Annotated in this window: 14 protein-coding genes; 9 read left to right on the forward strand and 5 right to left on the reverse strand. The window is 61.3% G+C overall.

What is annotated here, in order from left to right:
- Positions 1-528: 528 nt before the first annotated feature.
- The 3 genes from ASG03_RS08515 to ASG03_RS08525 are packed head-to-tail and all read right to left on the reverse strand — an operon-like array spanning position 529 to position 5,987.
- A complete protein-coding gene (locus ASG03_RS08515; protein WP_062693262.1) occupies positions 529-3,792 on the reverse strand; it encodes an error-prone DNA polymerase in 3,264 nt (1,087 codons plus the stop codon).
- 10 nt (positions 3,793-3,802) lie between these two features.
- Entirely contained in the window at positions 3,803-5,314 is a 1,512-nt protein-coding gene (locus ASG03_RS08520; protein WP_062693263.1) for a Y-family DNA polymerase, read from the reverse strand.
- Entirely contained in the window at positions 5,235-5,987 is a 753-nt protein-coding gene (locus ASG03_RS08525; protein ID WP_062693264.1) for an ImuA family protein, read from the reverse strand. The genes ASG03_RS08520 and ASG03_RS08525 overlap by 80 nt, the downstream gene beginning before the upstream one ends.
- Before the next feature lie 330 nt (positions 5,988-6,317).
- On the opposite strand from ASG03_RS08525, the gene ASG03_RS08530 reads away from it, so the two are divergent.
- The 6 genes from ASG03_RS08530 (at position 6,318) to ASG03_RS08555 (ending at position 11,150) form a co-directional block, all read left to right on the forward strand.
- Positions 6,318-7,037: an SOS response-associated peptidase gene (locus ASG03_RS08530; protein WP_062693265.1), complete on the forward strand. Its 720-nt coding sequence runs from the start codon at positions 6,318-6,320 to the stop codon at positions 7,035-7,037.
- Positions 7,038-7,201: 164 nt separating this feature from the next.
- The gene (locus ASG03_RS08535; protein ID WP_062693266.1) at positions 7,202-8,167 is read left to right on the forward strand and encodes a magnesium and cobalt transport protein CorA; all 966 of its coding nucleotides are present in this window, start codon (positions 7,202-7,204) and stop codon (positions 8,165-8,167) included.
- Positions 8,168-8,230: 63 nt separating this feature from the next.
- Positions 8,231-8,860, forward strand: coding sequence for a hypothetical protein (locus tag ASG03_RS08540; protein WP_062693267.1), 630 nt, complete (start codon positions 8,231-8,233; stop codon positions 8,858-8,860).
- Positions 8,861-9,118: 258 nt separating this feature from the next.
- Positions 9,119-9,763 carry a MarR family winged helix-turn-helix transcriptional regulator gene (locus ASG03_RS08545; protein WP_062693425.1) on the forward strand — a complete coding sequence of 215 codons (645 nt, stop codon included), beginning with the start codon at positions 9,119-9,121 and terminating at the stop codon, positions 9,761-9,763.
- Positions 9,764-9,807: 44 nt separating this feature from the next.
- A complete protein-coding gene (locus ASG03_RS08550; RefSeq protein WP_062693426.1) occupies positions 9,808-10,524 on the forward strand; it encodes a hypothetical protein in 717 nt (238 codons plus the stop codon).
- Positions 10,525-10,601: 77 nt separating this feature from the next.
- A complete protein-coding gene (locus tag ASG03_RS08555) occupies positions 10,602-11,150 on the forward strand; it encodes a carboxymuconolactone decarboxylase family protein (RefSeq protein WP_062693268.1) in 549 nt (182 codons plus the stop codon).
- Positions 11,151-11,292: 142 nt separating this feature from the next.
- On the opposite strand, the gene ASG03_RS22185 is transcribed toward ASG03_RS08555, so the two are convergent.
- On the reverse strand, positions 11,293-11,499 hold the full coding sequence (locus ASG03_RS22185) for a hypothetical protein (protein WP_156381772.1): 207 nt from the start codon (positions 11,497-11,499) through the stop codon (positions 11,293-11,295).
- Between the two features lie 280 nt (positions 11,500-11,779).
- Entirely contained in the window at positions 11,780-13,156 is a 1,377-nt protein-coding gene (locus ASG03_RS08565; protein WP_062693269.1) for an aminotransferase-like domain-containing protein, read from the reverse strand.
- A gap of 304 nt (positions 13,157-13,460) precedes the next feature.
- Between ASG03_RS08565 and ASG03_RS08570 the strand changes: the two genes are divergently transcribed.
- The 3 genes from ASG03_RS08570 (at position 13,461) to ASG03_RS08580 (ending at position 14,758) form a co-directional block, all read left to right on the forward strand.
- Positions 13,461-13,880, forward strand: coding sequence for a DUF983 domain-containing protein (locus ASG03_RS08570; protein WP_062693270.1), 420 nt, complete (start codon positions 13,461-13,463; stop codon positions 13,878-13,880).
- A 58-nt stretch (positions 13,881-13,938) separates the two neighbouring features.
- Positions 13,939-14,355 (forward strand): DUF983 domain-containing protein, encoded by a 417-nt coding sequence (locus ASG03_RS08575; RefSeq protein WP_062693271.1) that lies wholly within the window; start codon positions 13,939-13,941, stop codon positions 14,353-14,355.
- Positions 14,356-14,527: 172 nt separating this feature from the next.
- Complete coding sequence (locus ASG03_RS08580) at positions 14,528-14,758, forward strand: hypothetical protein (protein ID WP_062693272.1); 231 nt, start codon at positions 14,528-14,530, stop codon at positions 14,756-14,758.
- Positions 14,759-14,762: the final 4 nt, after the last annotated feature.

Raw genomic sequence — 14,762 nt, forward strand, 5'->3', positions numbered from 1 at the left:
CTGGGAACCCGAGTAGTCATCAGAGGCCTCCAAACCCAAGACACGGCAACTTCGAAACCCAGCCAGGAAATGGACGCTCCACTGTTCAGCTATTGCCAGCGGACTACTCGATAGCGAGGCTTCCAAGTTGCAACCCCTAATCATTTCCCCTCCACGAATCGGTGACGAATGGAGCATGTAGATAATAACTTATGATGTAAACGTCGATAATCATTATTTATATGAGGATATAATCGAATTTATAATTTACATACAAAGGAAATTGTAGTATGGAGAAACCATAATTGTTGACAATTTACACTATTTTCGGATAACCCGGCCAATCCTTTTCTTTTTAAACAAAAATCTCAATTTTATATAAATCGGTTAATCTTTACAGGATTCAAAAAAAGCTTTGAGTTCAGGAATCGCGTGGCAGTGTTTTGCAAATCTGTGAGAGATGCGCACTCGGCCATAGTGCTTCAAGGATTGCGGCCGTGTCCTGCCGGGATGTTGCTTCGTTCCCTCAAGGATTCGGTTAGTCTCCTGCTAATGGAAGTTCCGCGCCTTCACCTTCAGCGTATCGATATGCAGATCGGGTACGAAGATGTCCCGCGGCTGCGGCGCTTTCTTCGGCCGGTCCCGCGCATCGCCCCCGCCCACGGAGCCATGCGCGAACTCGTCGCCACGCCCTGACGTGACCTTGAATGCCGCATCCATGTCCGCCAATGCGGACAGGTCGCCCGAGAGATCGAAGAGCTGTTGCGCCACGAGGTGAACGACCTCCCCTTCCCGCTGGATGCGCCCGTTGATCGCCATCATGGACGACCCCAGCACCACGCGCCGGCGCTTCTCGAACAGGCTTGGCCAGACCACGATATTGGCCGCCCCCGTCTCGTCCTCGATGGTGATGAACATCACGCCCTTCGCCGATCCCGGCTTCTGGCGGACGAGCACGAGGCCGGCCGTGTAGACCCAGCGCCCGTCCCTGCCCGTCATGGCCTCCTCGCAAGTAACCATGCTGCGCTTGGTAAGCTCTTTCCGCAGAAACGCGACCGGATGCTCGCGCAGTGTCAGGCCGACATGGCCATAGTCCTCGACCACATTGTGCCCCTCCGTCATCTGGCGCAGCGCCACATCCGGCTCCTGCTGTTCGGCAATCGCCTTCATCTCGCGCTCGGCCGCGGCGGCAAACAGCGGCAGGGGCTCGTCGCGCAGCGCCTTGATGGCCCAGAGCGCGTCCCGGCGCTCAAGCTTCAGACTCGGCAGAAAGGCATCTGCCTCCGCCAGCTCGACGAGCGAGGCCGCCGGCACGCCGGAGCGCCGCCACATGTCGTTGACGCTTTCGAAGGGATCGTCCATGCGGGCGGCGACGATCCGGGCGGCATCGGCAGCGGCGAGCCCCCGCACTATCCGCATGCCCAGACGCACAGCCCGCATCTTGGTGCCCGCCACCTTCTCCAGCGTGCAGTCCCAGCGGGAGCGGTTGACGCAGACCGGGCGGATTTCGACACCATGCGCACGCGCGTCACCGACGATCTGTGCCGGTGCATAGAAGCCCATCGGCTGGGAATTGAGGAGGGCCGCGCAGAAGGCGTCGGGATGATGGCACTTCACGAAGCTGGAGGCGTAGGCGATCAGCGCGAAGGACGCGGCATGGCTTTCGGGAAAGCCGTAGGACCCGAAGCCTTCGAGCTGGCTGAAGGTTTTTTCCGCGAACTCCGGCGGGTAGCCGTTCCTGACCATGCCCGAGACCAGCTTGTCCTTGAAGCGCGAGACCCCGCCTGTGAACTTGAAGGTCGCCATGCTCTTGCGCAACTGGTCGGCCTCACCACCCGTAAAGCCTGCGCAGACCATGGCGACCCGCATGGCACTTTCCTGGAAGAGCGGCACGCCGAGCGTCTTGCCGAGCACGGACTCGAGCTCGGGCGTGGGGTACTCGACCTTCTCCTTGCCCTCGCGGCGCCGGAGATAGGGATGCACCATATCGCCCTGGATGGGGCCGGGCCGCACGATCGCCACCTGGACGACAAGATCATAGAAGGTCCGGGGCTTGAGCCGCGGCAGCATGGCCATCTGCGCCCGGCTTTCGATCTGGAAGGTGCCGAGCGTGTCGGCCTTGCGGATCATCGCATAGGTCGCGGCATCCTCCTGAGGGAGGCTGCCGAGATCGAGGTCTTCATGCTTGTGCTCGCGGATGAGGTCGAAGGCCTTGGACATGCAGGTGAGCATGCCAAGCGCGAGCACGTCGACCTTCATCATCTTGAGCGCCTCGACATCGTCCTTGTCCCACTCGATGATCTGCCGGTCGGCCATGCTCGCCGGCTCGATGGGCACGAGATCATCCAGGCGATCATGGGTCAGCACGAAGCCACCCGGATGCTGGCCGAGATGTCGCGGCGCACCCATGAGCTGTTGGGCGAGCGACAGCGTCAGCACCAGCCGCCGATCGTCAGGATTGAGGTTCAGCTCCTTGACGTTCCTCTCGCTAACCGCCTCCGACCACGACCACATGCCCGACGACAGCGCCTTGATCAGATCCTCCGGCAGGCCCAGCGCCTTGCCGACATCGCGGATCGCGCCCTTTGCCCTATAGCGCGTGACGGTGGAACAGAGCGCTGCCTTCTGATGCGTGTAGGTCTTGTAGATCCACTGGATAACCTCTTCGCGCCGCTCATGCTCGAAGTCGACATCGATATCCGGCGGCTCGTCCCGCTCCTGGCTGACGAAGCGCTCGAACAGGAGATCGTTAGTCTCCGGATCGATCGAGGTGATGCCGAGGATGTAGCAGACGGCGGAGTTCGCAGCCGATCCCCGTCCCTGGCAGAGGATGCCTTGCGAGCGGGCAAAACGCACGATCGAGAAGACGGTGAGGAAGTAGGGCGCATAGCGCATGGTGCGGATGAGATCGAGCTCATGGCGCACGGTTTTCAGGACACTTGGTGGCAGACCTTCCGGATAGCGGTCTGGGATACATTCCCAGACATAGTGCTCGAGGGACTCTTGCGGTGTCTTGCCCGGAATGATCGCCTCTTCCGGATATTGGTAGGTTAGCTCTTCCAGGCTGAAGGTGCAGCGGGACACGATCTCCATCGTACGAGCGAGCGCCTCGCGGTGGCGCGGAAACAGACGCTCCATCTCATGCGGCGGCTTCAGGTAGCGGTCGGCATGGCGCTCCCGCTCGAAGCCGACCTCATCGATGGTCGTGTTGTTGCGGATGCAGGTGACGATGTCCTGGAGTTGCCGACGGCCCGGCTCGTGGAAGAGCACGTCGTTGGTCACCACGGTGCGCACCCGGTAGCGGTGGGCAAGGATCTCCAGCTCATGCAGCCGCATCTGATCGTTTGGCCGGCGGCGCAGCGACAGCGCGAGATAGGCACGGTCGCTGAAGGCCCCCGACAGCTTGCGGAGCTGCACCGCGCAGGTCTCGTCAGGCAGATCGGGCACGAGCACGGCGATGAGGCCTTCGGCGTAGAGTTCGAGGTCCTCGAACGACAGGATGCAGTTGCCCTTGCCGCCCCTGCCCTTGCCGAGCGTCAGAAGACGGGTCAGGCGGGAATAAGCGGCGCGGTTGGTCGGATAGACAAGCACCGACATGCCGTCCGCAAGATCGAGGCGGCAGCCGACCACGAGACGGATGCCGGTCGTGCGCGAGGCCTCGAGCGCCCGCACGATGCCAGCAAGCGAGTTGCGATCGACAATCCCCAGCGCCTCGATGCCAAGCGCATGGGCGGTCGCAAACAGCTCTTCTGCCGAGGACGCACCACGCAGGAAGGAGAAGTGAGTGGTGACCTGGAGCTCGGCATATCTCATACGGCGTACCTCACGCGAAGATCCCGTGCAGGAACCAGCGGTGCGAGCCGGTGGCCAGGTTCTCGCCGTCGCCGCTGCGGAACACCCAGAAGCGTTCGCCGGCCTCGTCCTCCAGCGTGAAGTAATCGCGCACGGCGGCAGTCTCGCTGTCGCGCTTCCACCACTCGCCGAACACACGTTCCGGCCCGTCCGCCCGCCTGACGCGTCTCCGCTTGCCCCGCCAGGTAAAGGACACCGGCGGCTGGTCGGGCAGGAGCGCGATGACGTCGATGGGGTCGGGGTGCGCTAGAAGACGCGTCGGGCGCGGCCAGTGTAGCGTCCATGACTCCAGCACATCGGCGGCGGCCGCAGCAATCCGGCGCACGCTACGTTCCGGCACGTCGCTGGCAACAGCGGCGTAGCGATAGACCCTGTGGCCGCGATTGCCGAAGATGTCGATCAACGGCGTGATGTCGCGATCGGTGTCATCGACAAGCGTTGACACGCTCTGCGTCTCCTCCAGCGGCTCGGCAATGACAGCGGCCAGCGACAGCTTTTCGATACCGAAGCCCGGCTCGATCTTCTCGGTGCGGTCACGGAAGAGCTTTGTCAGCCAGGCGATGTCGCGCGCGGGCTTTGCCGTGCCGGCCCGGATCGCCTGCCTCGTGCCGTCCACCGTCTCGACAAGGAGATCGGCACGCCGGATGCCGAGACCCCTCTCCTGCAGCTTCTCCACGAGTTCCACGACCAGACGACCAACATATTTGTCGATGGTCTCGGCAGCGCCAATGGGCTCGGCAAAGGAGCGCGAGACGACGATGAGGTCGGGGTCACGGACCGGATCGATCGGTTCGGACACGCGGCCGAACATCTGGTCGAGCCGGCGGCCGATCTCGGGGCCGAAGCGCAGCGCCAGCGGCGCACGTGGTGTTGCAGAGAGTTCTCCGATCGTGCGGAAGCCGAGCGTGCGAAGATCGGACACGGTCTTCTCGGGCAGTCGCAGCCGCGAGATCGGCAGGCGCTCGACGGCCTTTATTGTCTGGCCCGCAGGCACGATCACCGTTTCGCGCGTGATGGTACGCGCACAGGCGTGGGCTGCCCCCCATGTATCGGCGATGGCGACGCGTGCGGTGAGGCCCTTTGGCCGGAAGCGGTTGGCGATGCCCGAGATCATCATCGCCTCGCCGCCTTGGAGATGATCGGCGCCTTCCGTGTCGAGCACGATGCCGTCGGTGCCATCCACGGCAACGACGGGCGAGTAGATCTTCAGCGCCCAGAGCGACAACCGCTCGAGCGCCCGTGCGTCGGCCGAGGGATCGGCATCCACCATCATCAGCCCGCAGAACAGAGCCTGTGCCTTGGCCGCCGCCATGCCGACGCGCACGCCCGCGGTCACGGCTGCCGCATCCGCCGACGACACCCAGCGCCTGGCGCCGCTGCGCGCGATCACCACCACCGGCTGCTCAGGCGGAATATCCGGATCGTCGCGACGAATGCGATCGGTCGGCAGCGTCGGCAGATAGATGGATACGACCCTGGGCATCACAGGCTCCGACAGTAAATTCCGCGCATTCTCCCGACTTGACCCGCATCAGCTCCAGGAACCATTGCGGCCGGCCGACACCGGGAACCGGCAGCGCCACCGACGGCAGCACGCTGACCCGCCACCGCGTGGTGGATGCCGTCGGCTGGCCGAAGTCGTTGGCCTCCGTCTGACGTCGCCATCGCCGCACCACCAGGCCGAGCGTGCCGGACTTCTCGGCGGCAAGCTGGAGCCGGCGCGAGGCCGTCATCGGCAGGCGCACGAGTTCGCCGACCACGGCACCGAGACCGCCATGCGACAGGCCCTCCTCCATGGACGCCAGTACATCCTCCTCGCGATCGACTTCCACGAAGACGACACGATTGGCATCGAGGCCGACCTGGGCGAGCGCCGGGAAGAACAGGTCCGGCCGGGTGAGACACCAGACGACCTTGCCTTTCGTGCGGGCCGCGATCCCCGCGGCAAACAGGGCTGCCGCCGCACCGTCGACCGTGCCCGATCCGCCGCCGGCGATTTCGTGCAGGGCGCCACGGGCAAGACCGCCGCCCGGCAGCACGGCATCGATGGCCACCACACCGAACGGCAGCCAGCCGGCCTGTCGCGGAACGCTGCGCTCCAGCGTTGCGATCCGGTCGCGAAGCTCGGTGAGAACCTGTGCGCGGGCAGCCGTCATCGATCACGCACTCCTCTCGGTTTTGCGGGTTACAAGCGCGGCATCATGCCGCTTACGAAGTTGATGTTCATGACTTGTTCTTTTCGGGATAGGAGTCAAGTCCGCCGTGAATAGGAAAATAGTCGGACGAGAAGCGAGCCCAAGGATTCCGCTTTTGATTCAGAATGGTAAGTCGCGAGCCACAGCCGGATCATCAACAGGAAATGCACCGGCCTGTGGAGGACGCATCGCCGCAACCTTCCACAGGGGTGGTTGCTCGCAAAATCGCGTCCGCATGCTAGGATCGTCCGACCCGGCCTCTCGACCAGCCGTTCCCAAGGGAAGCAACAGATGTGCAACCTCTACAACATCACGACGAACCAGGAAGCGATCCGCGCCTTTGCCAATGCTGCCCGTGACATCATCGGCAACATGGAGCCGTCGCTGGATGTCTACCCCGATCGGATGGCGCCGATCGTGCGCAATGCAGCCGACGGGGCGCGCGAGCTCGCGTCGGTGCGATGGGGCATGCCGAGCTCAAGCCAGGCGCTGTACGAGGCCGCGACCAAGCGGGCGGACAAGCTGCGGGCCAAGGGCAAGGACGTGGACTTCGACGCGCTCCTCAAACAGGAGCCGGACGGTGGCACGACCAATGTGCGCAACACCGCAAGTCGCCACTGGACGCGCTGGCTGGGCGTCGAGAACCGCTGCGTGGTGCCCCTCACCCGCTTTGCCGAGCCGAACCCGGCCGCCAAGGTAGAAGGCGATCGCACGCCGAATGCCTGGTTTGCGGGCGACGCGAGTGAGCCGCTGATGTTCTTCGCCGGCATCTGGGTCAAGGACTGGACGAGTGTGCGCAAGGTCAAGGAAGGGCTGATCACCGCCGACTACTATGCGTTCCTTACCTGTCCGCCCAACGCGGTCGTTGGCCCGATCCATCCGAAGGCGATGCCGGTGATCCTGACGACACCCGACGAGGTCGAGGCGTGGCTGACCTTGCCCTGGGCTGAGGCGAAGGCGCTGCAGCGTGCCCTGCCGGATGACCGGCTGGTTTGCCTCGTGACGGCCTAGCATTCAAGTTGCTGATCATTCGGTAGCGCGGGAGGAGCCACGAGCACGTGCCTTCGCCGATTAGAAAGCACAACGGAACCTGCGAGACCGGCTGCGATACCAATGGCTATTCTGCCGCTGATCCCCTATCTCGTGACCGACCTCAACACGCAGCGGTACCATTCATGACAGTCGTCGCCTCCTACCTCTACCGTGACGGCAAACGCGAGGTGGACGTGCCGCTTGTGGAGCAACTCCACCAACCCGAAGACGGGACATTCGTTTGGGTTGGGATCACCGATCCAACCCCTGGGGAGTTGTCATGTCTAAAGACCATGTTTGGTCTGCATGCTCTCGCAGTTGAGGATGCATTAAACGGCAAGCAGGTTCCGAAGGTCGATGTCTACGGTGAGCAGCTCTTCGTGGTCGTCAAAACTGCCCACCTGGATGGCGACAAGATCGCCTACGGCGAGACCTGCATCTTCGTTGGCAAACACCACCTCGTATCTGTCAGGCATGGGTCGGCGCGTTCGCATAAGGCACTTAGGGATCAGTTGGAGCAGTCACCCCGGCTTCTCGCCCACGGACCCGACTATGTCCTTCACGGCATCATAGATTTTGTCGTGGACGGCTATCTTCCAATGGTCGAGACGCTGGAAGACAAGGTCCTGGAACTTGAGAAACATATTCTGGTTTCGTTGCTGCAGCCCGAGCAGATCCGACGGATCTTCCGCATGCGACGGCAGGTCATCCGGTTCCAGCGCGTGCTCGGGCCCATGTCCGAAGTTGTAGGAAAGCTCGGTCATCTCGAACTTCCCTGTGTCGATGATAATGCACGCCCCTTCTTCAAGGATGTTCACGACCACCTCCGTCGGGTAGAGGGCATGGTTGGAGGCCTGCGCGAAATCATGACATCCGTCTTTGAGGCCTCAAACCTTCTGGAGCAACAGCGGCAAGGGACGATCACGCGGCAATTGGCAGCTTGGGCTGCTATCCTTGCGGTGCCGACCGCCATTGCCGGCATCTACGGCATGAACTTCCAGAATATGCCCGAACTCACCACACGCTATGGCTACTACGTCGTGCTGATCGTGATAGCGACGCTGTGCGGTATCCTTTACGCGCGCTTTAGGCGCGCTGGCTGGTTGTAGCCACTGCTATTGGCTCAGTCCCGCTGCGTTGACTTGGACGGATCGGGGACCCATCTCACTGTCATGCCGAAGCTCGAACAAGATGATGTCGAACTCCTGAAATCCTGGACGTTGCCGTCAGCGGCGACGCTCGGTTCATCCGTTCGCGCGCATGGCATTCTTCTGGAGATGCGGGCCCGACTGCCGGCATCGTCGAAGAAACTGATCACTCTGGAGGCCGGAGAGCTTGTCCTGGCTATGCCGGCCAGCGCGAAATCTGAGTTCAATGCAGCAGCGGGCATTATATCTGCAGCAATGATAGGCATTGAAGGCCTCCCGGTGATCCCGCGCGAGATCCAGGACATCCTGACGATCAAGCCGGGGGAAAGGCACCGCTGGCTTGGAGACGGTCGCCTTCCAAGTGCGGGAACGAGAACAGTCCGATTGGCAGGCCGTGCAAAGAAGATCACCTTTCATGTCTTCGATCCCAAAATCGTGGAAGACCTACTCAACAGTGGCGCTGTTGACGAATGGAGAGAGGACGACGTGGCAGCAGCCACCGAGAACCGTCGCCGCGCTGCTTACAAAGCGAAGCTAACCAGATCGTTGAAGAAAGGTCTCGGTGCCGTTTCGTCTCAGCCAACGGGTCAGGATGAGCCAGCATCCGAACTCGAAGGCTGGGATGCGTTTGGACACGACGGACTCCTGCGATAGAGGGCTTCTGAACAAGGGCGCTGGTCGGTTTCGTCACCCGCTACAAGCACTCCCGAGCCGAACCGTAGAGCTAATCCGTCGCCCTCTACACCAGGTTCCTGTTCGTCCATCTTCTGCCGCCGGAATTCCCCTACCTTACCTTCATCCCAGCCGTCATCGTGACCGCTTTTCTTGCAGGCATCCTGCCGGGAGTAGATCGTTCGTTAAACTAACGGGATGCTTCTTGCGACACATAGGATTCCTATGTATATAGGCTGTATGGAAACGCCGAAAAACCCAACCTCTGTCAATCACCGCATCCGCGAGGGCCTTTCGCGTATCGCAATGGCGCTGCGGATCGACGACTGGAACAGATCAAAGACCAGCGGCGTAAACCCGACCCAGCTCGCAATCCTTGACTTGCTTGACGGGCGGCAGAACGGCCTCGCCGTCAAGGAAATCGCAGCTAACCTCGGGGTTTCGCAGCCGACGGCGACGGACTCCATCGCCGCTCTCGAGCGCAAGGGGTTCGTGGCGAAGCGTAGCGTCGGAACAGACAGACGCGGTGTCAATGTCGGCCTTACGCCCGACGGGCATTCGTTGCTCGAGGTTGGCGAGCCGACCCAAAGCTTAGCCGAGCGGACGGTCGAAGCTCTCACTGAACATGAACAGGAAGACCTGCTCATCATGCTGGTGAAGATGATCAGACACTTGCAGGAAATGGACGCGATCCCGATCCAGCGCATGTGCGCCAGTTGTCGGTACTTCGCGCCGTTCGCTCATTCCGATGCGGCAAAACCGCATCACTGCAATTTCGTCGACGCGGCATTCGGACAGCGGGACCTCCGCATCGACTGCCGCGAACACGAAGCCGCCGATCCCGCGTCACGGGCAGCCACCTGGGACGTTTTCCAACAGGGATAGTACCGCAACCCCTCCAGGCTATGGAGAACAAGGAGAATATGGAAATGATCAGGAAACTTGCAGCCGGCGCGCTTATCGCCGGAACGGCCTCGCTATGGCTGACGACCGCCGGCGCCCATTCGATCAAGGCGGACCCGGCCGATGCCGTACAGGCGTCGTTCGACATCGTGGAGACGACGATCGTGACCAAGGGAGACTCTGCGGTCTTCTCGACCCGCGTCCGCGGAAAGGCAGGCGTGGAAAAGCCCGCTGCCACGGGCAAGTTCGAAGGCTCCGACGTCTACGCCTATGTCTGGCCGACGTCTCTGAACAGCGCGGAGATCGGCTTCGACAAGGATCAGGGCATCGTCGCGCTCGCCGTCACCTTCCATCCCGACTTCGACGACGCGGCCAAGGGCGGCAAGAACCGCGATGTCTGGCACCCGCATTGGGTGGTACTCGCCAAGGACAAGGCTTGCGGTGGCGGTCTCAAGGTCATCGACATTCCGAAAGGCACCAAACCCAAGGTTCCGGAGACTTGGCCCGGCGTTCCGCTTCTGATCGACAGCCCCGACTATCCGACCATCCTCAAGGGCGACGCTGTCGACGTCACGATCCCTCTGTCTCTGATCGGCGGCATCGCAGGCGCGTCCTATGACGGCGTGACTGCGGGCCTGAAGGTCAACGGCAACCTGCACGCCCCGCTCCTGTGCGTCAGCAACGTCTTCAAGGTCGCTTCCGGCAACCTCAGCCTTCCTGGCAAGGTCATGCCCTCGAAGTGACTTGAACAGCGCGGGTCCGCCGACAGCCATCGACGAACCCGCATATTCCCCCCTCCAGGCTAATAGAGAGAAAGAACATGTCCAGAATTACACTTATCGACCCGGCCAACGCAACAGGCCAGACATCGGAACAGCTTGCCCAGATCAAGGGCGCGTTTGGCATGGTGCCGAACATGTTCAAAGCCGCGGCCAATTCACCCGCTGCGCTGAGCAGCCTCTGGGGCGCGTTCGGTGCTTTGGGCGGTGGTCGCCTCGGTGCCAAGCTCGGCGAGCAGATCGCGGTCGCCATCGCCGACCGCAACAACTGCAGCTATTGCCTCGCCGCCCACACGGGCCTCGGTCGCAAGGCCGGAGCCACGGCGCAGGAAATGGCGGAGGCACAGGCTGGTCGCTCGGCCGATCCTCGAACGGCCGCTGCCCTTACCTTCGTTCACGCTGTCGTCGATAAACGGGCGGGGGTCGAAACCGCCGATGTCGACACGCTGCGCTCCGCAGGCTTCGATGACGGGGAGATCGTCGAGATCGTCGCCCACGTCGCGCTCAACCTGTTCACCAACTACCTGAACGTCGCCCTCGACGTGCCGGTCGACTTTCCAGGTGTGAAGCTCACCCGAGCCGTCGCGTAACAATTGGGGGCGGATCGACCTGTCTATTGTTCCGCCCCACGACATCAGGAAGAGAGACATGTCTACGACATCGACAAAGCTCGCGCCGGAACTAGCGGTGAGCGAATGGTTCAACACGCCTGCCCCTTTGACGCTGACCGCCTTACGCGGTCGTCCGGTATTCATTCACACCTTCCAGCTTCTCTGCCCCGGATGCGTCGCGAATTCCATTCCGTAGGTCCAGCGCATAGAGCGCCTTTTCGGTCATACCGATCTCCACGTCATAGGTATTCACACGGTCTTCGAGCACCATGCGGCAATGTCTGCCGTGACTTTGAAGGCTTTCCTGCGCGAATACCGCATCAAGCATCCCGTAGGTGTCGATCTAGCCGACGACCGCTCCGATATTCCAATCACGATGCGGCGCTTCGCCTTGCAAGGCACCCCCTCGTCCATCCTGATTGGACGCGACGGCTGCGTTATGCATCAGCAGTTTGGGGTTGAGGACGACCTTGCGGTGGGAGCGCGGATCGCTATGGCGCTATCCGTCCGGATACCCGGTCCTGCTTCTCGGTTGACTGTGCAGGAAGACGACGGATGTGCCGCCGGCCGTTGCGAAGTCCCTTTGGGAAGCGCTGTGGGAGCGACCCTCAAACCACCATCGTAGAAGTGGCTGGCGCTTGGGAGAGCAGGTCACCGAGGATAGCCAAGCTCCGCTTCAGTTCCTCGACGGTACCCGCAGCACCTAGACCGATCCTGACTGCCTCGGGAGCGCTCGATATCGCGAAGGCATCGCTGGCCACGACGCCAACCCCTACCGAACGCAGCCTCGACACCAGTTCCCCTCGTGTCCAAGGTTCCTGTACGCGAAGCCATGCGTGGAAACCTCCAGTGGAAGCCTCGGCATTGTCAGGCAGTGTCGCTCGCAATACCTGCAGCCTCGTTGCACTCTCTCTCACTATTTCGTCGCGCACCTCGTCAGCCAATCCTGTCTCGATCCACCGCGAAGCGATCGCGCTGGTGAGTGGCGAGACGAGGGATGCCGAGGCCCTGATAGCGTTGGCGACCCTGAGGGAGCGACCTTCCGGTACCACGATGTAGGCGACGCGCAGCGCTGGCGACAGGCATTTCGACAGACTGGCGACATGAAAGACAGTCTCCGGCGCTATCGCCGCAAGGGGTGTGGGCGCATCGGGAACCAGTGCGCTGTAAGCATCGTCCTCGATTACCGGAACATCATAGGCGCGCGCCAAGATCATTAGCTCACGGCGGCGGTCAAGCGGCATGGTCCTCGTTGTGGGGTTATGAAGCGTCGGCATGCAGTACAGCGCCTTCGGCCTTGAGGCCTTGCAGGCCTCTTCAAAGGCCGTCGGGAGCAGACCATGATCGTCCATCTCCAAGGGCACGAGCTTCAGCCTTAGATGCGACGCGACGGACCGGAAGCCTGGATAGGTCAGTTGCTCCACGCAAACCGTATCCCCAGGCTCGGTAAGCACGCTGAGTACCGCATGAAGCGCCCCTTGTGCGCCGGCGGCTACGAGGACGCGTTCCGTTGGGACATCCGGAAGCTTCCGAGACAGCCATCCCGCTGCAACCGCGCGATCGCTCATGATGCCTCCCGGCTCCTGATAGCGCATCAGCAGATCGAGGCCCTGATCCTCCAGGTCTCCCGCCGCCTCCCACATTCTGCGCGTGAGAGAGCTGTTCTGAAAACGCGGTGGCAGGTTCATGCTCATGTCGACCAAGCCAGAAGGCTGTACGCGCGAGAGCGTGCTTCGCCGTGCCTTCACATACGTCCCCTGACCGACCCGCCCTTCGATCAAGCCACGGCTCTGAGCTTCCGCATAAGCGCGGCTCACTGTGGTGAAGTCGATACTGAGGTCTTCTGCCAATCTTCGCTGCGTCGGAAGACGCATACCTTCGGCAAGCACTCCGCTGGCGATGTCGGCGGCCAGTGCGTCAGCAATCGCCAGATAGATCGGCCCGTCCTTTGTGCTCAGCTTAGGTGACCATGTTTTCGAAGTCATCAGCGCTCCGGCCCCTACATCCAATCAATACCAAACTATATGGACATTATAGGCTCGTAGCAACGGCGGTCATGAACGACGAATTCCCCTGAGGGAACTGGAATGTGTGTTAGCGGCCAGCCAACGCAAGGAACGAAGTGATCGTTTCAACGGCTACATGGCGTTCGTACGGGTTCACGGGATACGCGCAGTACCGAAGAGCGAGACCGCAAATCGAGTGCGACAATTTGCACATTTTTGTATTGATCGGATTATTGTATGTAGAATCAATACATATAATCGCCGACATTGAAAGGCTTGAGCGATGACAACGCAACCACAGCCGCTTTCTCCGATGAAGACGGGTGTCCGTGGACTTTGCCCCCGATGTGGCCAGGGACACATCTTCGACGGGTTTCTGAAGCTGAAGCCGAGATGTGAGGTCTGTGGTCTCGACAACGGGTTCGCCGATCCTGCCACTGGCACAGCGTTCTTCGTGAACGCCTTCACTTTCATTCTGGTTGCCGTTGTTATCTGCGCCTGGATCGAGATCGCGTTGAGCCCATCACTGTGGGTGCACGTCCTTGTTTCTCTGCCCATTATTCTGATGGCTTGCGTACTGCCGTTGCGTCCGTTGAAGGGGTGGCTCGTAAACAGCCAGTTCTCATACAAAACCAGGAGAGGCAAGATTCCGTCGGACTCTGGAGCGCAGGAGACGGCAACTCCGGGTGCGGACAAAGGTTGAATGGACATATTTTGCCGTATCCACTCGGTAGATCACAAAACGCATAGAGGATTGATCGATGACAAGCCAATTGCCCCCATTGCCTCCCGTAAAGACGGGTATCCAAGGGCTCTGCCCCCGGTGCGGGCGGGGACACCTCTTTGATGGGTTCCTGACGCTGAAGCCAATATGCGAAGTCTGCGGCCTCGACTACAGCTTCGCTGATCCGGCTGACGGACCCGCCTTCTTCGTGATCTGCTTTACCTGTGTGCCGGCTGTCGCAGTCGCCTGCTGGATCGAGGTCGCCTTCAATCCCTCGCCCTGGCTGCACCTGTTCACAACGCTGCCTCTGACCCTTCTGTCATGCGTCTTGCCGCTCCGGCCGTTGAAGGGATGGCTTGTCAACAGCCAGTTCTTCTACAAGGCCGAGGAAGGAAAGATTGATCGCGACTACGTCAGGCCGAAGACCGTGCCCACAGACGCTGATCGGGACTGAGGCGTCCTGACTTCCAACGTCGGAGAGATGTAGCGGTATGAGTGGACGGGACGACGCGCTGCGCCCTCCCAGCCGCCTTGGAAGAACGCTTCGGCATGATCGAAGTGCCCTGAGATCGTCAGATACCCTGGGCCTCATAACAGACACCTGCTAACGACCGCTTGGAACAAAAATGTGGGATTGGGTCCCGATAGTCTTCGTCACGTTCAAGGTCCTCGCACTAGGCTTGGCCATGTTCTTCGCCATCAAGTGGCACTACGACCAGAGCAAGAAAGAGGAGAGGCGCGCGGCTCTACGCACCGGCGCAATAATGGCCGCAGCCTTCCTGCTGGCGCTCGTAGCCGTGATGCTCTTGGCTTTCGTCCTTGGCCGGACGCTGGGTTTGGACCTCAGCCTTCCTTGACAAA

The organism is Rhizobium sp. Leaf341 (assembly GCF_001424325.1).
In the GTDB taxonomy this organism is placed as follows: Bacteria; Pseudomonadota; Alphaproteobacteria; order Rhizobiales; family Rhizobiaceae; genus Ferranicluibacter.